Below are 20,689 nucleotides of genomic sequence, written 5' to 3'. Positions count from 1 at the left end.
TGTAGTTCTTTTGTAGTTTTTCTGTAACTACACAGCTTTCGCACAGAACGACAAAAAAGATCGTGTTTAGGTGCGAATACCTGAGAACTTTGAAGCCCATTCTTCGCGCTGTTCATCGGCAATCTTCGCAAAAAGCACCTCCGGCACCGTGAAGGCATGCCCGGCGGGCAGTCGCTCCAGCGCGCTTGCGGCGTTCGACGGCCAATCGAGGTCGACGCCCATCGCATCCGCCATTGTCCTGGCAGCGTCGGGGATGAACGGCGCCGACAGCGACGCGTAGAACGGGATCAGGTTGAGCGCGAAGCGGGTGATCGCGGCGGCGCGGTCAGGGTCTTCCTTGAACGCGGTCCACGGCGCGGCGGATTGCAGATATTCGTTGCCCGCGACCCAGATGGCGCGCAGTTCGGCGGCGGCCTTGCGGATGTCGATGGCATCCATATGGGCCTGATAGGCGGCGAGACGGTTTTCGAGATCGGCGATCAACGCGGTTTCCTGCTCACCATAGGTGCCGCCGTTGGGTACGGTTTCGCCAAACTTGGACCGGCAGAATTTGGTGATCCGGCTGACGAAATTTCCCAGCACATCGGCGAGGTCCTTGTTGACGTCCTGCTGGAACGCCTCCCATGTGAATTCAGAATCGGAGGTCTCGGGGGCGTGGGACAACAGCCACCAGCGCCAGTAATCCGACGGCAGGATCTCCAACGCCTGATCCATGAAGACACCGCGCCCCTGCGAGGTGGAGAATTGGCCGCCGTCGTAATTCAGGTAGTTGAAGGACTTGATGTAATCGACAAGCTTCCAGGGCTCTCCCGAGCCAAGGATCGTGGCGGGGAATGACAGGGTGTGGAAGGGGACGTTATCCTTGCCCATGAATTGGACATATCGGACGTCATCTGCGCCCTTATCCACACGCCACCAGCGCTCCCAATCAGAAATCGTACCTTCCTCCACAGCCTCGGCAGCGCAGGCGATATATTCGATCGGGGCGTCAAACCAGACGTAGAACACCTTGCCTTCCATGCCCGGCCAATCGGCATCGCCGCGTTTGACGGGCACACCCCAATCGAGGTCGCGGGTGATGCCACGGTCCTGCAATCCGTCGCCGTCGTTTAACCATTTTTTGGCAATCGAGGTCGTAAGAATCGGCCAGTCGGCTTTGGAGGCAATCCAATCGCTCAGCTGTCCGCGCAGCTGCGATTGACGCAAGTAGAGGTGTTTTGTTTCGCGGACCTCCAGATCGGTGGAGCCGGAGATGGCGGAGCGTGGATCGATCAGGTCGGTCGGGTCGAGCTGCTTGGTGCAGTTCTCGCATTGATCGCCGCGCGCTTTATCGTAGCCGCAATTCGGGCAGGTGCCTTCGATATAACGGTCGGGCAGGAAGCGGCCATCGGCGTTGGAATAGACCTGTTTCTCGGAGACTTCCGAGATCAGACCTGCATCGGCCAGACGTCCGGCGAAATGCTGGGTCAATTTGTGGTTCTGCGGCGAGGAGGAGCGCCCGAAATGATCGAAGCTAAGCCGGAAGCCGCGGGCCAGCTCGGCCTGAACGGCCCACATTTCGGCGCAATATTCGGCGACGGGTTTGCCGGCCTTGGCAGCTGCAAGCTCGGCTGGGGTGCCGTGTTCATCGGTGGCACACAGAAACAGGACTTCTTGGCCACGCGCGCGCAGGTAGCGGGCGTAGAGATCGGCGGGCAGCTGGCTTCCGATCAGGTTGCCGAGGTGTTTGATCCCGTTGATGTAAGGGATCGCTGAAGTGATGAGCGTGCGTGCCATGCCGATAGGCCCTTGCCGGATGTGTTGGCCCATGCCTTTAGCGCCCCGGGCGCGCGGGGGCCAGACCCCGGTGACGGTTCAGCCGTTTGGGGGGCGGTCATCGTCGGATTTACGGAACAGGCGACCGACGAGGAACGACGTGCGCGGGATCCAGACGTAGGGCCTGCGGTGTTCGGTGGGCGCGCGGCGGCGCATGCGCAGTAGGCTGAACGCGATCAGGGCGAGGTGTGCTGCGGAGATGAAGTAGAACAGGGCCGCCGGACCGAAAACGTTGATCAGCGCCGAGGTTGCAAGTGGCGCGGCGATTGCGCCGGAGGCGTAGAAAAACATCAGCGCTGCGGACAATTCGACCCGCTGCGTGTCATCGGCCCAATCGTGGGCGTGAGCGGCGGAGACCGAGTAGATCGGAAAGGTCGTGGCGCCGAACAGGAACGACGCGGCGAAGATGCCCAGTGGCCCGAAGGCCGGAACGGCCACGGTCACGGCGCAGGCCAGCGCGGAGGCGATGGAGAGCCAGATCAACACGTTGCGGCGGGGATAGCGGTCGGCGAGCCAGCCCGCGGGCCATTGGGCCAGAGCGCCGCCGAGGACGAAGGCGGCAAGAAAGAGGCCGATCTCATCGGCGCGCAAGCCGACCTCGGTGCCGTAAAGCGGCCCGATCATGCGGAAGGCCGCGCCCGAGACGCCCGCCACCATGACCCCCGCCACGGCAAGGGGCGAGAGCCGCCAGGCCAGCGACGGGCGCAGGCGTGGCGCGCCGGGGGTGGCGGGTTGTGGCAGGCGGGTCAGCGCCAGCGGCAGCAGCGCGGCGCAGCACAGGATCGCGAGCAGGTTGTAGGAGACGTAGGATGCGGGCGTCAGGACCGCGATCATCAGCTGTGCCGCGAAGGACCCGCCGGTGTCGACCATGCGGTAGATGCCCATGGTGCGCCCGCGCGTCTGGTTGGTGACCTTGGCTTGCAACCAGGCCTCGATCACTGTGTAGCAGCCCGCGATACACAGGCCCGTGCCGACCCGCATGATGGCCCAGGCGTAGGCGTCCACGACCATCATATGCGCGATGAGGGCGATGGCCCCGGTGGCGGTGAAGACGGCGAAGGCGCGCGAATGGCCCACCGATCCCATCAGGCGCGGCGCCCACCAGCAGCCTGCGAAGAACCCGAGGAAATGCGCGGAGCCAAGCAGGCCGATCTGCCCGGAGGTGAAGCCGAGCTCTGTGCCCGAAAGCACATCGAGCGGGCCGACACCGCCGGAGGAGAGTTGCAGGAGGATGACGCTGAGAAACAGGGCGGCGAAGGAGATCAGAAGGCGCATGGGGCCGGTCCGGGATTGTGCCGGTTCGGTCTAGCCGCGCGCGGGCGGCGCGGCGCGCCCGTTTGCGACATGGACCGCTGGCGGTGTGTGTGTTTCACGCGAGATCGGTCATCCACGCGAGGGTGTCTTCGGTACGGCCATCGGGTTTGTATTCGGCGCCGAGCGGGCGATACCATCCCAAGGCCGTGATCGCGGCGAAGACATCCGCGTAGTCGAGCGTGCCGTGATCGGGGGCGCCCCGATCGGGAACGGCGGCGAATTGGATGTGCCCGATGATTGGATAAAGCGCGGTTAGTCGGGCGATCACGTCGCCCTCGGTGCGGCCGACATGGTAGCAATCGAACATCAGCCGCAGGTTGGGACAGTCAATCGTGTCGATCAAATCCGCCGCTTGCTGCGTGGTGGAAAGGAAATATCCAGGCGCGTCGAAACGGTTCAGCGGCTCGATCAGGAGGATCAGCCCATGCGCGGCGGCCCTCCGGCAGGCGTAGGTGAGGTTCGCGGCGAAGGTGGCCCGCGCCTCCGGGCCCTGCGCGACACCGGCCATGACATGTACGGATTGGGCGCCGATGCGCCGGGCGTAGTCGATGGCCTCGTCAATGGCGGCGCGGGCGTCGGCCTCGCGGCCCGGCAGCGCGGCGAGGCCGGTTTCGCCCGCCGCCACATCGCCGCGCCGTGTGTTCAGCCCCAGCATCGGCAGGCCGGTTTCCGCCAACGCGGCAGCGACATCTGCGGCGGGTGTGTCATAGGGCCAATGGCATTCGACGGCGTCAAAGCCCGCGACATGGGCCGCGCGGATCGCGTCAGGCAGCGAATATTCGGCAAAGAGAAAGCCCAGATTGGCGGAGAAGCGCGTCACGTGTCCCACTCCACATCGAAGGTTGTGACAACGGAGCGGACCTGCGCATCGGTCAGGCCGCGCGCCGCTGTGCCCCGCGTCAAGAGCGCGAGGCGGGCGGTGTTTTCAAGCTCTTCCACCGCGTTGCAGGCGGCTTCGATATCCTTGCCTGCAACGACGGGGCCGTGGTTGGCGAGCATCACGGCGGAGCGTTTTCCGGCCAGGCCGCGCACCGCACCCCCCATGGCCGGATCGCCGGGCAAAAAGAACGGCAAGAGCTTCACCCGGCCCAGTTGCATGATCGCGTAAGGCGTCAGCGCGGGCAGGAAATCATCCGCATCTGCGTCGGGCATCATCGACAAGGCAACGGAATGGCAAGCATGCAGATGGACCACCGCGCCCGCCGTGCTGCGGGTGTCGTAAAAGGCGGTGTGGAGCGGCATTTCCTTGGTCGGCGGATCGCCGGAGACCGGCACACCACTTGCATCAAAGCGGCTGAGCCGGGCGGGATCGAGCCGGCCGAAACTGGTGCCGGTGGGGGAGACGAGAAGCCCGCCATCCTCGGTCCGGGCCGAGATGTTGCCGGTGCTGCCGTGCGTCAGGCCGCGGTCAAAGAGCGATTTGGCCAGCAGGCACATATGCTCGCGCAGGGCGGTGTCGGTCATGTCGCCTCCCGCAGATGGGTAAGGGCGTCGGAAAAGAACGTCTCCGCACCGAAATTGCCGGATTTCAACGCCAACGCCATGGCATGTCCGCCGCTGGTGCAGAAGGTCCATGGCACGCCGGGCGCAATTTCCGTGCCGATGTCGAGGCGGGTAACGCCGAGGGCGTGGGTGACGGCGCCGGATATCTCGCCGCCCGCCACGATGATCCGGCGCAGGCCCATGTCGCGTCCGGCCAGTGCCAGCCTGGCCAGCGCGTCTTCGACGATCTGCGCGGCGCGGTCGGGGCCGAGGGCGGCCTGCGCGGCCTGCACATCGGCGGGTTCGGCAGAGGTGTAGAGCATCGGGGCGCTGGTTGGCGCTTGCGCGGCCAGCCAATCGCGGGCGCATTGCACGCCATCGCGGGCCAGTGCGACCGGGTCGAGCAGGCGGCTGGGACCAAGGGCGGCGTAATGGCCGACCTGCGCGCGGGTCATGGCCGAACAGCTGCCCGACAGGATCATGGCCGCGTCCTCGATGGCGTGCGTGCGGGCCTGCGGCGCGGGCGGATCGGCGGCCAGCAAGGCGGGCAGGGGCATGGCCAGTGCGCTGCCGCCGGTGAGCAGGGGCATGGTATGACAGGCGGCCGCAATCGTGTGCAGGTCGGCCTCGGCAACTGCATCCACGACCACATGGGCCACCTTGTTCGCGGCGTGTTCGGCGAGCGCGGCGCGCACCGCGTCGGGCCCTTCCGCGACGGTCAGGCGGTCCACGAGGCCCACCGTCCCTGTGACTTGCGGCGCAAGCAGGCGCATCAGGTTGCTGTCGCGCATCGGCGTCAGCGGGTGATCCTTCATCGGGCTTTCGGCCAATGGGTGTTGGCCGACGAAGAGATTGCCCATGAAGACCGCGCGCCCGTTTTCGGGGAAGGCGGGGCAATAGATTGTCTGCGCCGTGCCCAGATCCGCCATCAGCGCCTCGGCCACCGGGCCGATGTTGCCCTCAGGCGTGGAGTCAAAGGTGGAGCAATATTTCCAGAAGACCTGTTGGGCACCGGCCGCGCGCAGCCACGCCAAGGCCCGGCGGCTTTCGGCGACGGCGTCCGCGACGGGGGCGGTGCGCGATTTCAGTGCGATGACTTCGAACGCGGCGGCGTCCTGCGGTGTGTCACCGGGGGCCTCATTGGGGGGCTGATCGGGCACGCCGATGCGCAGGCTGATCGGGTGGCCACTGCGCGCGAGGAGGCCCGCGAGATCGGTGGCGCCGGTGAAATCATCCGCGATGCAGCCCAGAATGGTGGCCATGCTCCAAGCTTTCCTTCGGTGTGACTGGCGTGCCGATCCCGCCTTTGCGCGCAAAGATGTGCCACGGCGGCGCGGTTTGTGAAAGGGCGGGCTTGGGCGGTGCGGGTCTTGGCTGGGAGGGACAGAGGCGGGCGCGTGGGTCAGACCGGTTGCAAATCCGCAGGGGTGTCGGCCGTCTGCACCTCGGGCGCGCCCGCCCGGGTCCGCGCGATGGTCCAGTCTGCGGGCGCGGCGTCGCGGGCGCGCAGACGGGTGAGGGTCCAGCTGTCGGCCTCTGAGTGGTGTTTGGGGGCGAGATGCCAGCGGGTTTCCACCCCCGGCGCGCCGCCATCGCTTGGGCTCAGCAGGAGGCCCAGGGGCGCGCGGCCGCTGCGCTCGGCCCCGGCTTCGGCGGCCAGATGCAAGCGTCGCACGGGGGTCAGGCCCGGCGGTTCAGGTAGGTCGCAGATCACCAGATCCATCAGGCCCGCGCGCAACGCTTCTTCCATGCACCACAGCAGATCGGCGGCGCGGCAGCATTCCACGAAGATCAGGCGGCCGGGGTCAATCTCGGCCCGGACCCCGGCCATGTGCAGCCGGTCGGGGTGCCAGTCGGGGCGGATCCAGAGCACGTCGCGCGTGCTGCTTTGGGCAAGCCATAGCGCAAGGCGGCGGCGGGCGGGGCCGCAGGCTTCATGGGCGCGGGCGCCGGTCAGCTCGAAGCGGTCCAGAAGCCGCAGGCCGGGGCGCGCCTTGCGGTGCGATTGGCGGGTGAGGCGGGTGATGTCCATGGGGTGTGAGTATATATGTTCTGTATTTGTTCTCAAGAGGTGTGAGGGAGGGGGGTGCAGAGGAGGCGGGCCTGCGAGGGGGCTGTCTGCCCCCTCGCGCTCCCCCGAGAGTATTTTTGAAACAAGGAAGCAGGGGCGCGGCGGAGCCGGGCGCGCGGGCCTCCCGCGGTGCGGTGGAGGGGCTGCGCGGGCGAGCACCGAAGCGCCCTTGCCCTTGGCCCACCGCCCGCTAGGGTTCGGCGCATCCGAAGCCAGACAAAAGGACCGCCTGATGCGCCCCATCCCCCTCGGCACCACCGACGAGACGATTTCCGATTATTGCCTGGGTACCATGACCTGGGGCACGCAGACGCCGGAGGTCGAGGCGCATCGTCAGATGGATATGGCGCTGGAGGCAGGGATCGATGTGGTCGACACCGCCGAGATGTATCCGGTCAACCCGGTGAAGGCGGAGACCGTGGGTCTGACGGAAACGGTGATCGGCAATTGGAACGGCGCCCATCGTGCGCGGCGCGGGGCGTACAAGCTGGCGACGAAAATCTCGGGCCTGAACGAGCGGTTCGTGCGCTTTGGTCAGCCGATCACGGGCGAGACGTTTGCCGAGGCGCTCGACGGCTCGCTCAAGCGGTTGCAGACCGATTACATCGATATCTACCAGCTGCATTGGCCGAACCGGGGCAGTTACATGTTCCGCCAGAACTGGACCTATCGGCCGCAGGGCGACAAGGCGCAGATCCTGGCCAACATGCAAGATGTGCTGGAGGCGGCGGGGCGCGCCGTGAAAGCGGGCAAATTGCGCCATGTCGCGCTGTCCAATGAGAGCGCTTGGGGGACGGCGCAATGGCTGCGCCTGTCGGAGGAGCATGGGTTGCCGAGGGTCCAATCGGTGCAGAATGAATATTCGCTGCTGTGCCGGATGTATGACACGGATATGGGCGAATTGTCGATGCATGAAAAGGTGACGTTGCTGGCGTTTTCGCCGCTGGCCACGGGGCTTTTGACCGGCAAGTATCAGGGCGGCGCGGTGCCCGAGGGCAGCCGCATGTCGCTGACGCCGGAACTGGGCGGGCGCAAGACGGCGCGCGCGTTCGAGGCGGCGGCGGCGTATCTGGCCGTGGCCGAAAAACATGGGCTGGACCCGGTACACATGGCGCTGGCCTTCACGGTGCAACGCCCGTTTGCGGTGTCGACGATCTTCGGGGCGACGACCTGTGCGCAGTTGGCCCATATCATCGACGGCAAGGATGTAGTGTTGAGCGATGAGGTGCTGGCCGACCTGGATGTCACGCACCGGGCGCATCCAATGCCGTACTGAGGGATTTCGGGGGGATCGGATGGCGCTGTGGCGGGCGGCTTTGTTATCACCGGTGATCGTGCCGCAGCTTGTTTGGGTCCGGCTGCGGGCCTCGCGCTTGCCCGAGGCGGCGGGGCCGCGTGCGGGCGTGGTGGGCCACGGGCCGCCGGTGCGGGTGCTGGTATTGGGGGACAGCACGGCGGCGGGCGTTGGTGTGCCTACGCAAGACGAAGCGCTGTCGGGACAGCTTGCCGCTGCGTTGGGGCGGGACTTCACGGTCAGCTGGCAGGTCGTGGCACGGTCCGGTGCGGTGGTGCCGGATGCACAGGCGATGCTGGCGCGGGGGGAGGGGCCGTTTGATTGCGCGTTGATCTGTCTGGGGTTGAATGACGCCAAGAACGGGCGCTTGCAGCCTGCGTTCGAGGCGGATTACGCGGCGCTTTTGCGGATGTTGGCGGAGCGGTTCGGTGCACGCTCCATCGTGTGCTCGGGCCTGCCGCCGGCGCGGTTCTTTACCTTGCTGCCCCGCCCGTTGCGCGATGTTCTGGGAGCACGGGCGGCGCGGTTTGACCGGGTGATCGCGCGGCTGGCCGAGGCGCAGGAGGGCGCGCGGTTCTTGCCGATGGATTTCACCGATGATGTGTCGCTGATGGCGGAGGACGGGTTTCATCCAGGCCCGCAGATCTACGCGGATTGGGCGCGCCACGCGGCGGCTGTGATGCGGGCCGACTTGATGCGGGCGCGGTGAGAAGAGGGCTTTGCCGTGAAGATGAACGGCCGGGTTGCGCGGGTGCCGTTGCCCGGGCAGGGTGATCGGCGCGGAGGGACGATATGGCCAACATCCTGATTTATGGGGATAGCAATTCCCATGGCACAAAGCCGTTGAAGGTTTTGGGCGGGTTTGATCGGTATGGCGCGCAGGCGCGCTGGCCCGAGGTGATGGCCAGGATGCTGGGGCCAGGGCATGACGTGATCTGCGAGGGTCTGCCGGGGCGCACGACAGTGTTTCACGATCCCGTCGATGGCGGCAATCGCAACGGGGCGGAGGTGTTGTCCGCGGTGCTTTTGAGCCATGCGCCGCTCGATCTGGTGATCGTCATGTTGGGGACCAACGACCTGAAGCCGCGCTTTGCGACCTCGGCGTTCGATATCGGCAAATCGGTGGAGCGGTTGTTGCGCGAGACGCGGGCACTTTTGCCCGAGGTGGCGTTGATGGCGATAGCCCCCGCGCCGGTGCGCGAGGCGGGCGTATTGACGGAGGCCTTCGCCGGGGCGGAGGCGCGGCAGGTAGGGCTGGCCGGTCATATCCGCGCCGCGGCGGAGCGGGTAGGGGCCGCATTCGTGGCGGCCGGGGCGTATGTGGCGGTGTCGGACGTGGACGGGGTGCATTGGGAGGCGGAGGCGCACACGACCTTTGGCGCGGTGATGGCCGAGGCGGTCGCCGCATTAATCGATGTGGCGGTGCCCAAGGCGCCCGGCGGGCTGGATGCGCCGGATCCGGGCTGCGGCGGTCTGTTCCGGACGCTGGCGATGCAGGTGCCGCGCGACTGGGTGGATTACAACGGTCACATGAACGAGGCGCATTACCTGCGGGCGTTTTCGGATGCGACGGATCAGATGCTTGAATGGGCGGGGATGGATGCGAATTGCGTGGCGGAGGGCCATTCGGTGTTCACCGTCGAGACGCATATCCGGCATTTGGGCGAGGTCGATATCGGTGATGTCCTGGAGGTGCGCACGCGTGTGATCGAGGGCGGGGCCAAGAAGCTGCATGTGTGGCATGAGCTTCGCGTTGGGGAGGCGCTCTGCGCGACGGGCGAGCAATTGTTGCTGCATATGGATCTGTCCACGCGACGCTCGGCGCAGCCACGCGCGGATGTCGGCGATTGGTTGCGCCGGGCCTGCGCCGCGGGGCGTGATTTGCCGCTGCCGGAGGGGCTGGGGCGGTTTGTCGGGCAGCGGTGAGCGGGCGTTTGCCCCTTCCTTAAAGGTGCAGGAGCACCAGCCAATCGGCGCATAGCGCGGGTTTGTCTGCGCCTTCGATTTCAAGCTCTACCGTCAGTTTGACCAGCACGCGGTCGGGGGCTTTCTCGGTCACATCCGCCAAGGTGAACTGCGCCCTGAGCCGCGCGCCTGAGGGCACGGCGGCGAGGAACCGCACGCGGTCGAAGCCATAGTTGATCGAGCTTTTGTAGCCCCCCAGCGCTGGCATCACGTCGTAGGCGAGGGTGGACAGGAGCGACAGGCTGAGGAAGCCATGCGCCACAGTGGTGCCATAGGGGCCACGCGCGGCGGCGTCCGGGTCGATGTGGATGAATTGGCGATCCTCGGTCACATCGGCGAAGGTGTCGATGCGGGTTTGATCAACGGCGATCCAGCGCGAGGCCCCGAGGGATTGGCCGATTGCGGCGTGCAGCGCGCTCATGCCACCTGCCCCTTCAACCGGGTCAGCAGACCGGGGATGTCGCGGGCCGAGATGCTGGCCTCGCGCACCAGACCGTCGAAATGACGCGAGATGGCGCGCACGCGGTCGCGGTCACGGAAGGCAAGGTAATGCTGGCCCATGTAGATGACCGCCATCTTGGGTCCGAACACGGTGACGGGGGCGGAAAAGACCGTGCGCGCATCGAACAGAAAGATCCGCAGGCCGGGGTAAAGGCGGTCGTAGACCTCGGCCATCCAGTCAAGCTGAGCGGTGCGGATCGCGGGGTCGAGGCCCGCGTAGTACCCCTCGCCCCGTGCGAAACTGTCGAGTTCATGGATCGGCAGGGCCATCTCGTAATCGCTTTCGGTCAGGCGCAGCCAATCGAGCCGTTCGGCGGCGGCATGGATCGCGGCCTCGGGGCGTTTGTGGGTGATGGGCGCGTATTCCCATTGCAGCATCGCGTTGGTCTTCAGCATGTCGGGCAGGGTCGCGGGGACATGGCGGATCTTGTAGCCCTCGGCCTCGCGCTGCCATTCGAAAATCTGGTCATCGAGCGTCGTGGCGCGCCCGGTTTCCGAAATCGAGAGCGAGCTTTCGAGCAATTTGCCCGCCTGTTCGGGACGGTCTGTTAGGCCCAGAAGCCAATCGGCGGACACATCCAACGTCTGCGCGCAGGCCGCCACAATATGGCCGCCGGGCACGCGCGCAGTGTCGCCTGCGAGGATCTGCGTGATGGTGGAGCGGTCCACACGAACGGCGCGGGCGAGCGCCGCACGGCTGAGCCCCGACGTGGTCAGGGCGGCGGCGAGCCGATCATGGAACAGGCGCGCGCGATCCCGTTTGTCGATTTCTTGCACCATTGTTGAAATTATCAAACGATGTTGGTTTCATGTGGAGAAAACACGGACTGCGCCCGCCGCGCAAGGGGGCGTAGGGTCAGCACACGGCGCAGGGGCGCGCCGCTTTGTGACATTGTGGAGAGACGACATGCGGATCGAGTGGCCGACACTCGGGCTGATCGCCTTGTGTTATTGCGTATGGGCCGGGGCGCTGTTCCTGCCGACCTGGGTGGCCGTGCCCGTTCTGGCGATAGCGATTGCGTTGCAGGCCTCGTTGCAGCACGAGGTTCTGCACGGACATCCCTTCGGCGATCGACGCCTGGGAGAGCCGCTTGTCTTTACAAGCCTGAACCTCGCCATTCCGTATATACGGTTTCGGGATACGCATCTGGCCCATCATCGGGATGCTACGCTGACCGACCCCTATGAGGACCCCGAAAGCAATTACCTCGACCCCGCGCACTGGGCGCGGATGGGGGCGCCGACGCGGCTTTTGTTGCGGTGGAACAACACGCTTCTGGGGCGAATGGTGCTGGGTCCGATGATTGGGCAGGTGGCGTTCATGGCGGGCGATTGGCATCTGATCCGAGGGGGTGCGCGGGGCGTGCTGTGGACCTGGATGGGGCATCTGGTGACGGGGGCGGCGGTGCTGGCGATTGTGGCGGCGTCCCCCCTGCCGATCTGGGCGTATCTGGTCGCATGCTACGCGGGCCTGAGCCTGCTGAAGATCCGGACCTTCCTGGAGCATCAGGCCCACAGCCATGCGGGAGGGCGCAGTGTGATCATCGAGGACCGCGGACTTCTGGCGTTTCTGTTTCTCAACAACAACCTGCATGTCGTCCACCACATGCATCCGGCGTTGCCTTGGTATCGCCTGCGCGGGATCTATTTCAACAACCGCGCGCGATACCTGCGGCGCAATGGCGGCTACCGCTATGACAACTACGCACAGATCCTGCGCCGCCACCTGTTATGCGCGAAAGACCCGGTACCCCATCCCCATTATCCACAGAAATAGATTGCGGGCGCGGGGGTAAAGCGGGCAGGGAGGCGCCATGCCCCTGTGGATTATCGCCTCCGTCTTTGCCGCCTTCATGCAGAACCTGCGGTTCCTTCTGCAGCGGCAGTTGAAGGTCACAACGCTGTCGACGGGTGGCGCAACGTGGGCGCGCTTTGCCTTTGCAGTGCCCTGCGTGGCGGTGGTGCTTTTGGCCTACAAGGCCCTCAGCGCACAGGATTGGCCCGTGCCCGGCGTGGGCTATTGGCGGTTCGTGGCGATCGGCGCGCTGGCGCAGATGTTGGCGACGGCCTGCGTCGTGGCCCTGTTCGCGCGGCGCAATTTCTACGTCGGCATCACGTTGAAGAAATCCGAGGTGATCCTGACGGCGCTCATCGGCCTTGTGGTGCTGGGAGAGGCCGTCTCGCCGCCGGTTCTGCTGGCCATCGCGGTGGGCTTTGCGGGAGTGCTCGCGCTGTCGGACCCGCCCGGCGACACCGGCCTGCCGTGGACGGCGCGGGTGTTCAACGCGGCCTCCGGCTATGGGCTGGCGTCTGGGCTTTTGTTCGGCGTCTCGGCGGTGTGCTACCGGGGGGCGACCCTGGCGCTTGAGGGTGGCGATGCCCCATTGCGCGCGGCGGTGGCGCTTGTGACGGCGACGATCGTGCAAAGCGTGACCCTGGGCGTCTACCTTGCGCTGCGCGAGCCGGGCGAAATCACCCGCGTGGCGCACGCCTGGCGGATCTGCGCGTTGACCGGGCTGACCTCCATGTTGGGATCGCTGGCGTGGTTCACGGCCTTCGCCCTGCAAACGGCGGCCTATGTAAAGGCGGTGGGCCAGATCGAGCTGGTCTTCACCTTCCTTTTTTCGGCGTTCTGGCTACGTGAAAAGACGTCGCGCAATGAGGTGATCGGTATCGCGCTGATCGTGGTGTCGATTGCTCTGGTGTTCTGGGCCGCCTGGCCGGGATGAACAGACGGAGCGGGCGCCGTTGTCACGCAAACGCTAAAGCCGCCGAAACCGGCTTTCCGCCGTCGAATTGTCGAAAAACGGTACACCCGGCACCGCGCGACCCTCGACGCGGGCGGTCAGTTCGGAGAGCACCACTTCGGTGATGAACGGCATGTCGAAACCGCGCACCTCATCCAGGCCCACCCATTGCAGATGGCTCAATTCATCCTCGGCCCCGGAAAAGTCGTCGGGGTCGGAGGCCAAAGCCTCGGCCTGGACCAGAAAGAACCGCGCATCAAAGCGGCGCGGGCGGCCCGGCGGTGTGATGGCGCGGAACACATATTCCAGCGCGGCCCCATCGGGCAGGTGGCCCGTCGCCAGGTAGCCCCGCCAACCCCGCGGTGCGTCCAACACGGCTGCGCGCGCATCGCGGGTGCCAAGCAAAAGCCCGGTCTCTTCCCACAGCTCACGCACGGCGGCTGCGAGAAGGGCGGAGGGGGGCGTGCCGGACCCGTCCGTTAGTCGGGCATCGCAGGCGGGCGCGGGCGGTCGGGCTAGAGGGATCGTTGCGTCAACGGCATCGACGGCGCCGCCGGGAAAGACGAATTTCGACGGCATGAAGACGGCAGATTTGCCGCGCTGCCCCATCAACACACGTGGCCGCGTCTGCGCGTCGCGCAACACGATCACGGTGGCCGCGTCGCGGACCGGGACAGCGGTCTTGTCCGTTGAATTGGACGCGTCCGGTGCGTCGGTCAAAACCCGTGCATCCGCTTGGCCCATTGAATGCCGACGATCATCCCCTTGAACCGGGGCAAAAGCGCCAAGGCCATGATGACCACGCCGATGGAAAAGCTGGTCGCCAGCACCCATGGGCTCGGCTGCCACAGCTCATAGACCAGCAATTGCAGTGTCCCCATGACCTTCGCGGTGAGCAGGATCGACAGGTACGCCGGGCCATCATCGGCGCGGGCATGGCTGAGATCTTCGCCGCAGACCGGGCATTCGGGGCGGAGTTTGAGATACCGCTCAAAAAGCGCGCCCTCACCGCAGGAGGGGCATTTGTGGCGCAGGCCCCGGCGCATTGCGGGCCATGTGGGCCGCTCGGGCGCTGCGGGGAGGTACATTTCGGTCTGGTCAATATCCATAGGTCTAAGATGGGCCTCTTGGCGGGGCGGGTAAAGGCCTTCCCGCGTGAGGTGGACGCAAGATCGGCGCAGTTTTTTCAGTTTTCTGCGACGGAAGCGGCGGGCAGGTCCGTGAAACCCATCAGACACGCAAGACAACAAGGAGACTTTGACATGTCGATGATGAAACTGGGCCTGTTGGCCGTGATGATCCCGGTCGCCCTGACCGCACCCGCCTTCGCACAGCGGGCCGGGCCCGAGGGTCCGCGCATGATGTTCGAGGAATTGGACGCAGACGGAAACGGCTCTGTGACCCTCGAAGAAGTGCAGGCCGCAGGTGAGGGGCGCTTTGCCCGTGCCGATGCCGATGGGGACGGCGCGCTGAGCCGGGCGGAGTTGATCGCGCAGGGGCAGGACCGGGTTGAGGCCCGCGTCGACCGGATGCTGGAACGGCTCGATAACAACGGCGACGGGCAATTGACCCAGGCCGAGTTGGAAGAGGCCCGCGAAGGGCGCGGTGGTCGGTTCGGGCGCGGTGGTCCGTCGCCGGAGCGGATGTTCGACCGTCTGGATGCCGATGGCGACGGTGCGGTCACCGAGGCCGAATTCGACGAGGGTGTGGCGCGGTTCCTCGAACGGATGGGCCGTCGGCACGGCAATCGCGGCGAGTGAGGCGCGGGTCGGGGTGGTGCACACGCGCCGCCCCTTCCGCACCGGGGCCGGAGCAGGGTAGACAGGCGGCATGATGGGGCAGGATGGCCGGGATCTGGAGGCGTTGGACGACGGCACATTGATGGTGCTGTTCGGCAATGGCGCGCCCGAGGCGGCCCGGCTGTTGACCGAGCGGCTGTTGCCGCGCGCGTTTCGCCACGCCGCGCGGGTTCTGGGCGACCGGGATGGGGCAGAAGATGTTGCGCAGGAGGCGATGGTGCGCCTGTGGAAGGCCGCCGCCGATTGGCGCAAGGACGGCGCGGCACAGCCCGCAACATGGCTGCACAAGGTGGTTGCAAACCTTGTCATTGACCGGCTGCGGCGGTCGGGCCGGTCGGTCGAGATTGGTGATCAGGAGTTTGCCGATCCCGCGTCGGGCGCGGAGGCGCGCTTGCAGGAGGGCGCGCGGTTGTCGGCGCTGGACCAGGCTCTGGCGAGCTTGCCCGAGCGGCAAAGGCAGGCGGTGGTTCTGCGCCATATCGAGGGGCTGTCGAATCCCGAGATCGCCGAGGTGCTGGAGATCGGGGTTGAGGCGGTGGAAAGCTTGACGGCGCGCGGCAAGCGGGCGTTGAAAGCGGCGCTGGAAGGTCAGAAGGAGGCCTTGGGCTATGACACGTGACACAGATACAGAAAACGACGCAGGGCTTGAGCGCCTGTTTGACGCCGCGCGCGACGACGCGCCGGACGCCGGCCTTGTTGCGCGGGTCCTTGTGGATGCGGAGGCCGCGCAGCCTGCGCAGAGCGCGACGGTGCACCGGCCCGTGGTGCGGCGGCGCGGCTGGCTGGCTGGCGTGGTGGAAACGCTTGGTGGTTGGGGCGCGGTCGGGGGCGTTACGGCGGCCGGGATAATGGGGCTGTCAATTGGGCTTTATGCGCCCGAAACCGTGGTCGATTGGGTCGGCGGTGAGGCCTTGGGCGTGCAGTTTGTGAGCGATGATTTTACGCCGGATATGGCGGATCTCTGGCTGGAGGGCGATGATGTCTGATCCGAATGAAACCCCGGCACCCAAGCGGCGCGGCTTGAAAATCGCACTGGCGTTGTCGCTGGCGCTGAACCTGGCGATTGTCGGGCTGGTCGGCGGCGCGGTGTTGGGGGCGCGCGGCGGGTTCGGCGACGGGCAGCGCGATGGTCCGCCGGCATTGCGCACGCTGGGGCTCGGGCCGTTTGTAGTGGCGCTCGACCGCGAAGATCGTGCGGCCTTGCGCGGCCGGATCGAAGCCGAAGCGGACCCCCTGCGAGAGGAACGTCGCGCCATCGGGCAGGCGCTGCGCGCGGTGCAAGCCGCCCTTTTGTCTGATCCATTTGACCGCGGCGCAGCGGAGGCGGCGTTTACGCAATCCCGCGCACGGGTTGTGAGCCTGCAGGAAGTGGGCCATGGCGCGCTGCTGGACCAGATCGAGACGATGTCGCCGTCCGAGCGCGCCGCATTGGCCGAAAACCTGAACCGCGTGATGCGGCGTTACGGGGGACGGCGCTAAGGCACTGACCTGCTTAGGCGGCGGTTTCGGAGACGACGCTGACCTGGTTCCGGCCGTCGGATTTGGCCCGGTAAAGCGCGGTATCGGCCTCGTGGATCATGATCTCTGGCGTGGTGAAACAGGTCGCGGATTGCGACGGGTAGGCAAGCCCGACACTGGCCGTCACCCTTACCGGCACTTCCGTTCCGATATCAAAGGCCAGATCACCGATCGACCGGCAGAGCCGTTGGGCGCAATCCATCGCGTTGGCATGATTGATGGTCGTCAGGCCAATCAGAAACTCTTCCCCGCCGATCCGGGCGAGCAGATCGCCGTTGCGCAATTCTGTCCGAAGCCGCGCCGCGACCTGTTTGAGGATCTTGTCCCCGGCCATGTGGCCGTGGGTGTCGTTGACCTGCTTGAAATGGTCGAGGTCGAGCATCATCACCGCGGGCCCCGGGCCGGGGCGGGCCAACATGCGCTCAAGCTGCGGGATAGCGTAGCGGCGATTGTGCAAGCCGGTCAGCGGGTCGATGACCGCCGCCTCGAGGCCGGCGCGCACGCCCGCGCGCATCCGGTCCGATTGGCGTTTGCGGTCAAGCTGCGCCGAGATGCGGATCGCGAGTTCCTTGGCATCGAACGGGTCGTGCAACACATCGCTTGCGCCCAGATCCAGCGCGATGGCCGCGCGTTCCGTATCGCCGTCGGGCAGGATCATGATCGTGGCCGCATGGCGCGTACCGGGGCGCGAGCGCAGATCGGACAACAGGCGCAGGCCTTCGTTGCGTTGCGCGAGATCGACGGAGATCACGAAGACATCCGTGGCCTCGCCCTCGGCCGAGCTGGCTTGCGAGAGAGCTGCTTCGCGCGGGATCACGCGGACTTCGGCCCCGATCCGGTCGTCGATCGCCGCTTTCCACAGGATTGCGCCGCGCTGACCGGGTGCGACGAGGGCGATCTTGCCCGGCGCGACCTTTCCGTTGAAACCGGCCGCCTGCTCGGCAAAGCCAAACGCGGCGACGGTGTCATCGCCGCCCTGCCATTCGCGAACCGTGTCGCGCGCCCGCAACAGCGAGCGGACCCGCGCCAGCAGCGTGACCTCTTCCACCGGTTTGATCAGAAAATCGTCGGCCCCCGCTTCCAGCCCTTCCATCTTGGCGTCATGATCGGACAGCGCCGTGATCAGAACCACGGGGATCGCGGCGGTCGCGGGATCGGCCTTGAGCGCGCGGCAGACGTCAACGCCGCTCATGTCCGGCATCATGATATCGAGCAGGATCAGGTCAGGCTTGCCCTCCCGCGCCGCGCGTAACGCCTCGGCGCCGTTCTCCGCCTGTTCGACCTCGTAACAGGCAGCCGCAAGCTTGACCTTCATGACAATGCGATTTGTCGCGACGTCATCTACGATCAGAATACGACCGGCCATGCGAACCTCACCTTCAAGACAGACTGGGCAGACGCATTCCGCCCCGCTAATACACCATGACACTGTCTCTCAAAGGTTAACAAACCCTTTAGTATCAATTGGAACAAAAATTATGCGGCAAGATTTCGCCGAGACGCAAGCGCTTACATTGCTGGCATGGCTGGCCACCGACGAGGACCTGTTGCCGATCTTCATGGGTGCGACGGGCACCAGCGAGACCGATTTGCGCCACCGCGCGGGGGAGCCGGAGTTTCTGGCGTCGCTGCTCGATTTTTTGATGATGGACGACCAATGGATCCTCAGCGCGTCGGACGCCACAGGCATCCGGGCCGAGGATTTCGCCGCGATCCGGGCGGGCCTGCCGGGCGGCGCATTGCCGAACTGGACCTGAGCCATGGCTGCGATCGAGGGGATCCTGTTCGACAAGGACGGCGTGCTGTTCGACTTCCAGAAGACCTGGGGCGCCTGGACGAAAGGGGTGATCGCAGGGTTTGCGGATGGCGATCCGGGATTGGCCAAACGCCTAGCGGATGTGCTGGATTTCGACGCCGAGGCCGGGACATTCCGGCGCGGCAGTTTCGTGATCGCGGGCACGGCGCAGCAAGTGGTCGATGCGCTGTCGCGGGAGCTGCCGGATTGGGAACCGGATGCGCTATACAATCACATCAAACAGCAGACCGCGCGCGCCCCGCAGGTGGAGGCGGTGCGGCTGCGCCCGACGCTCGACGCGTTGAAGGCGCGCGGCCTGCGCCTTGGGATCGCGACCAATGACGCCGAAGCGGCAGCGCGTGCGAACGTCGCCAGCGTCGACGCGCTTGAACCGTTTGATTTCATTGCCGGATCGGATAGCGGGTTTGGCGCCAAGCCCGCTCCGGGCATGTGTCTTGGTTTTGCGCAGGCGATGGGCTTGCCGCCGGAAGCTTTGGTAATGGTCGGCGACAGTACCCACGACATGATCGCCGCACGTGCCGCCGGATTTGCGCGGGTTGCGGTGCTGACCGGGGTGGCCACCCACGCCGATCTTGCCCCCCATGCGGACGCCGTTTTGCCCGATATCGGCGCACTTGGCGCGTGGCTTGATGCACGCGGGGAGTGATCGGTCGGGCAATGCGTCGTGTGATCGGCCAAATGCGACGTGATTGCGTCGCATTGTGCCAATGCAATGTGGTGGGCCTTGGGAGATGATGGCGCACAATAGATCCTAATCGAACGTGCCGTCCCATGACCGAAGCCTCTGCCCCGCCCCGTCGTCGCCGTTCCGGTGGTCGTGCCGCCGGTGCCGCCCGCGCCGCCGCCCATGCAATCGACCAGACGCCCTGGCGTGTGCCGGTCAACAACGACCGCCCGACCGAGCCGCTGGGTGAGGAGGGCGTGCAGGCGATCCATCGGGGTGCGATGCGGATCCTGTCGGAGATCGGGATCGAGTTCCTGAACGACGAAGCGGTGGGCTACCTCAAACAGGCGGGCTGCAAGGTCGAGGGGCAAAACGTCTTCTTCGAGCGTGATTTCGTCGAGGAAATGGTCGCCAAAGCGCCCGAGACCTTCACGATCACGCCGCGCAACAAGGACCGGACGCTCACCATGGGCGGCAAACACATGGTCTTTGGCAACGTCTCCAGCCCGCCAAATGCCTGGGACATGGAGCGCGGCAAGCGGCCCGGCGACATGGAAACCTATGTCGAATTCATAAAGCTGACGCAGTATTTCAACTGCATCCATTTTGCGGGCGGCTATCCGGTGGAACCGATCGACGTGCACGCCAGTGTGCGCCACCTCGATTGCCTGTTCGAGAAGCTGACCCTGACAGACAAGGTCGCCCATGCCTATTCGCTGGGGGCCGAACGCGTCGAAGACGTGATGGAGATGGTGCGGATTGCGAGCGGGCTCAGCCACGAAGAATTCGACGCCACGCCAAGGATGTATACCAACATCAACTCGGTCAGCCCCTTGAAGCACGATTTCCCGATGCTCGACGGCGCGATGCGACTGGCGCGGCGTGGCCAGCCGACGGTTGTGACCCCCTTCACGCTGGCCGGTGCGATGGCGCCGGTGACGTTGTCGGGCGCGGTCACGCTCAGCATTGCGGAGGGGCTTGCCGCCATTGCACTTTTGCAATGGATTGCCCCCGGATGCCCGGTGGCGATCGGGACGTTTACCTCAAATGTCGACATGAAATCGGGCGCGCCCGCGTTCGGAACCCCTGAATACATGCGCGCGACCCAGATGACCGGGCAGATGGCGCGATTTTATGGTTTGCCGATGCGCGCCAGCGGGGTCTGTGCCGCCAATGTGCCCGACGGGCAGGCGATGTGGGAAACGGCGCATTCGCTGTGGTCCGGGGTCCAATCCGGGGCGAACATGATCTATCACGCCGCCGGCTGGCTTGAGGGTGGCTTGATCGCCAGCCCCGAGAAATTCGTCATGGATTGCGAGGTTTTGCAGCAAATCCAACGCTATTTCGAGCCGCAGCTTCTGGGCACCGAAGACGAGGACATCGCCATTGACGCGATCCGCGAAGTTGGTCCGGGCGGGCATTATTTCGGCTGCCAGCACACCCAAGACCGATATCAGGAGGCGTTTTACGGCCCGTTCCTGTCGGATTGGCGCAACTATGAGGCGTGGCGGCTGGATGGCGCGGTCTGGACGGCGGAACGCGCGCACAACACGTACAAAGCGATCCTGAACGACTTCGAAGCCCCGCCCATGGATATCGCGATCCGTGACGAACTGGCGGATTTCGTGGCCCGCAGAAAAGCCGAAGGCGGAGCGCCGACCGATTTCTGAGGCCCGCCTGGCGTGGCAAGGGAATGTTTACCT

At 65.7% G+C, this 20,689-nt stretch carries 23 protein-coding genes; 12 read left to right on the top strand and 11 right to left on the bottom strand.

Translation table 11 applies throughout. From position 1 onward, the window contains the following. Positions 1–66 precede the first annotated feature (66 nt). The 6 genes from metG to V8J83_RS07470 all read right to left on the bottom strand — a co-directional run bounded on the left by metG (position 67) and on the right by V8J83_RS07470 (position 6,643). Positions 67–1,776, bottom strand: a complete 1,710-nt coding sequence (metG, locus tag V8J83_RS07495) for a methionine--tRNA ligase (protein ID WP_339985035.1) — start codon at positions 1,774–1,776, stop codon at positions 67–69. Positions 1,777–1,854: 78 nt separating this feature from the next. Further along, complete coding sequence (locus V8J83_RS07490) at positions 1,855–3,090, bottom strand: MFS transporter (protein WP_339985033.1); 1,236 nt, start codon at positions 3,088–3,090, stop codon at positions 1,855–1,857. A 94-nt stretch (positions 3,091–3,184) separates the two neighbouring features. Continuing rightward, positions 3,185–3,949, bottom strand: coding sequence for a hydroxypyruvate isomerase family protein (locus tag V8J83_RS07485; RefSeq protein WP_339985031.1), 765 nt, complete (start codon positions 3,947–3,949; stop codon positions 3,185–3,187). Next, positions 3,946–4,593: a 3-oxo-tetronate 4-phosphate decarboxylase gene (otnC, locus tag V8J83_RS07480; RefSeq protein ID WP_339985029.1), complete on the bottom strand. Its 648-nt coding sequence runs from the start codon at positions 4,591–4,593 to the stop codon at positions 3,946–3,948. The genes V8J83_RS07485 and otnC overlap by 4 nt, the downstream gene beginning before the upstream one ends. Beyond that, positions 4,590–5,873 carry a 3-oxo-tetronate kinase gene (otnK, locus tag V8J83_RS07475; protein ID WP_339985027.1) on the bottom strand — a complete coding sequence of 428 codons (1,284 nt, stop codon included), beginning with the start codon at positions 5,871–5,873 and terminating at the stop codon, positions 4,590–4,592. Before otnK ends, otnC begins: the two co-directional genes overlap by 4 nt. 140 nt (positions 5,874–6,013) lie before the next feature. After that, positions 6,014–6,643, bottom strand: a complete 630-nt coding sequence (locus V8J83_RS07470) for an ImuA family protein (RefSeq protein ID WP_339985025.1) — start codon at positions 6,641–6,643, stop codon at positions 6,014–6,016. Between the two features lie 271 nt (positions 6,644–6,914). Between V8J83_RS07470 and V8J83_RS07465 the strand changes: the two genes are divergently transcribed. From V8J83_RS07465 to V8J83_RS07455, 3 genes are all read left to right on the top strand, one after another. Then, on the top strand, positions 6,915–7,958 hold the full coding sequence (locus V8J83_RS07465; protein WP_339985023.1) for an aldo/keto reductase: 1,044 nt from the start codon (positions 6,915–6,917) through the stop codon (positions 7,956–7,958). 19 nt (positions 7,959–7,977) lie between these two features. Continuing rightward, entirely contained in the window at positions 7,978–8,685 is a 708-nt protein-coding gene (locus V8J83_RS07460; RefSeq protein ID WP_339985021.1) for an SGNH/GDSL hydrolase family protein, read from the top strand. A gap of 83 nt (positions 8,686–8,768) precedes the next feature. After that, positions 8,769–9,902, top strand: coding sequence for a thioesterase family protein (locus V8J83_RS07455; RefSeq protein WP_339985019.1), 1,134 nt, complete (start codon positions 8,769–8,771; stop codon positions 9,900–9,902). A gap of 19 nt (positions 9,903–9,921) precedes the next feature. On the opposite strand, the gene V8J83_RS07450 is transcribed toward V8J83_RS07455, so the two are convergent. Beyond that, on the bottom strand, positions 9,922–10,362 hold the full coding sequence (locus V8J83_RS07450; RefSeq protein ID WP_339985017.1) for a MaoC family dehydratase: 441 nt from the start codon (positions 10,360–10,362) through the stop codon (positions 9,922–9,924). Next, entirely contained in the window at positions 10,359–11,222 is an 864-nt protein-coding gene (locus tag V8J83_RS07445) for a helix-turn-helix domain-containing protein (protein WP_339985015.1), read from the bottom strand. Before V8J83_RS07445 ends, V8J83_RS07450 begins: the two co-directional genes overlap by 4 nt. 127 nt (positions 11,223–11,349) lie before the next feature. Between V8J83_RS07445 and V8J83_RS07440 the strand changes: the two genes are divergently transcribed. Both V8J83_RS07440 and V8J83_RS07435 read left to right on the top strand, forming a co-directional pair. Continuing rightward, positions 11,350–12,219 carry a fatty acid desaturase gene (locus V8J83_RS07440; RefSeq protein ID WP_339985013.1) on the top strand — a complete coding sequence of 290 codons (870 nt, stop codon included), beginning with the start codon at positions 11,350–11,352 and terminating at the stop codon, positions 12,217–12,219. Positions 12,220–12,256: 37 nt separating this feature from the next. Further along, complete coding sequence (locus tag V8J83_RS07435; protein ID WP_339985011.1) at positions 12,257–13,171, top strand: DMT family transporter; 915 nt, start codon at positions 12,257–12,259, stop codon at positions 13,169–13,171. A 33-nt stretch (positions 13,172–13,204) separates the two neighbouring features. Here V8J83_RS07435 and V8J83_RS07430 read toward each other — a convergent pair whose 3' ends face one another. Together V8J83_RS07430 and V8J83_RS07425 are read right to left on the bottom strand one after the other, a co-directional pair. Then, positions 13,205–13,933, bottom strand: coding sequence for an NUDIX hydrolase (locus V8J83_RS07430; RefSeq protein WP_339985009.1), 729 nt, complete (start codon positions 13,931–13,933; stop codon positions 13,205–13,207). Then, on the bottom strand, positions 13,906–14,298 hold the full coding sequence (locus V8J83_RS07425) for a DUF983 domain-containing protein (RefSeq protein ID WP_339985007.1): 393 nt from the start codon (positions 14,296–14,298) through the stop codon (positions 13,906–13,908). The genes V8J83_RS07430 and V8J83_RS07425 overlap by 28 nt, the downstream gene beginning before the upstream one ends. A gap of 153 nt (positions 14,299–14,451) precedes the next feature. On the opposite strand from V8J83_RS07425, the gene V8J83_RS07420 reads away from it, so the two are divergent. From V8J83_RS07420 to V8J83_RS07405, 4 genes are all read left to right on the top strand, one after another. Beyond that, a complete protein-coding gene (locus V8J83_RS07420) occupies positions 14,452–14,949 on the top strand; it encodes an EF-hand domain-containing protein (protein ID WP_339985005.1) in 498 nt (165 codons plus the stop codon). Positions 14,950–15,019: 70 nt separating this feature from the next. Further along, entirely contained in the window at positions 15,020–15,607 is a 588-nt protein-coding gene (locus V8J83_RS07415; protein WP_439649758.1) for an RNA polymerase sigma factor, read from the top strand. Then, complete coding sequence (locus tag V8J83_RS07410) at positions 15,597–15,974, top strand: hypothetical protein (protein ID WP_339985003.1); 378 nt, start codon at positions 15,597–15,599, stop codon at positions 15,972–15,974. Before V8J83_RS07415 ends, V8J83_RS07410 begins: the two co-directional genes overlap by 11 nt. After that, positions 15,967–16,467, top strand: coding sequence for a periplasmic heavy metal sensor (locus V8J83_RS07405; RefSeq protein WP_339985001.1), 501 nt, complete (start codon positions 15,967–15,969; stop codon positions 16,465–16,467). Before V8J83_RS07410 ends, V8J83_RS07405 begins: the two co-directional genes overlap by 8 nt. Positions 16,468–16,480: 13 nt before the next feature. Here V8J83_RS07405 and V8J83_RS07400 read toward each other — a convergent pair whose 3' ends face one another. After that, positions 16,481–17,872, bottom strand: coding sequence for a diguanylate cyclase (locus tag V8J83_RS07400; protein WP_339984999.1), 1,392 nt, complete (start codon positions 17,870–17,872; stop codon positions 16,481–16,483). 112 nt (positions 17,873–17,984) lie between these two features. On the opposite strand from V8J83_RS07400, the gene V8J83_RS07395 reads away from it, so the two are divergent. The 3 genes from V8J83_RS07395 (at position 17,985) to V8J83_RS07385 (ending at position 20,656) form a co-directional block, all read left to right on the top strand. After that, a complete protein-coding gene (locus V8J83_RS07395) occupies positions 17,985–18,263 on the top strand; it encodes a DUF3572 domain-containing protein (RefSeq protein WP_339984997.1) in 279 nt (92 codons plus the stop codon). Between the two features lie 3 nt (positions 18,264–18,266). After that, the gene (locus tag V8J83_RS07390) at positions 18,267–18,968 is read left to right on the top strand and encodes an HAD family hydrolase (protein ID WP_339984995.1); all 702 of its coding nucleotides are present in this window, start codon (positions 18,267–18,269) and stop codon (positions 18,966–18,968) included. Positions 18,969–19,093: 125 nt separating this feature from the next. Continuing rightward, positions 19,094–20,656: a trimethylamine methyltransferase family protein gene (locus V8J83_RS07385; RefSeq protein ID WP_339984993.1), complete on the top strand. Its 1,563-nt coding sequence runs from the start codon at positions 19,094–19,096 to the stop codon at positions 20,654–20,656. Positions 20,657–20,689 lie beyond the last annotated feature (33 nt).

The organism is Gymnodinialimonas ulvae (genome assembly GCF_037543845.1).
Lineage (GTDB): Bacteria > Pseudomonadota > Alphaproteobacteria > Rhodobacterales > Rhodobacteraceae > Gymnodinialimonas > Gymnodinialimonas ulvae.
Note: the sequence above shows the minus strand (reverse complement) of the source record. Positions and strands in the feature narration are given on the sequence as shown.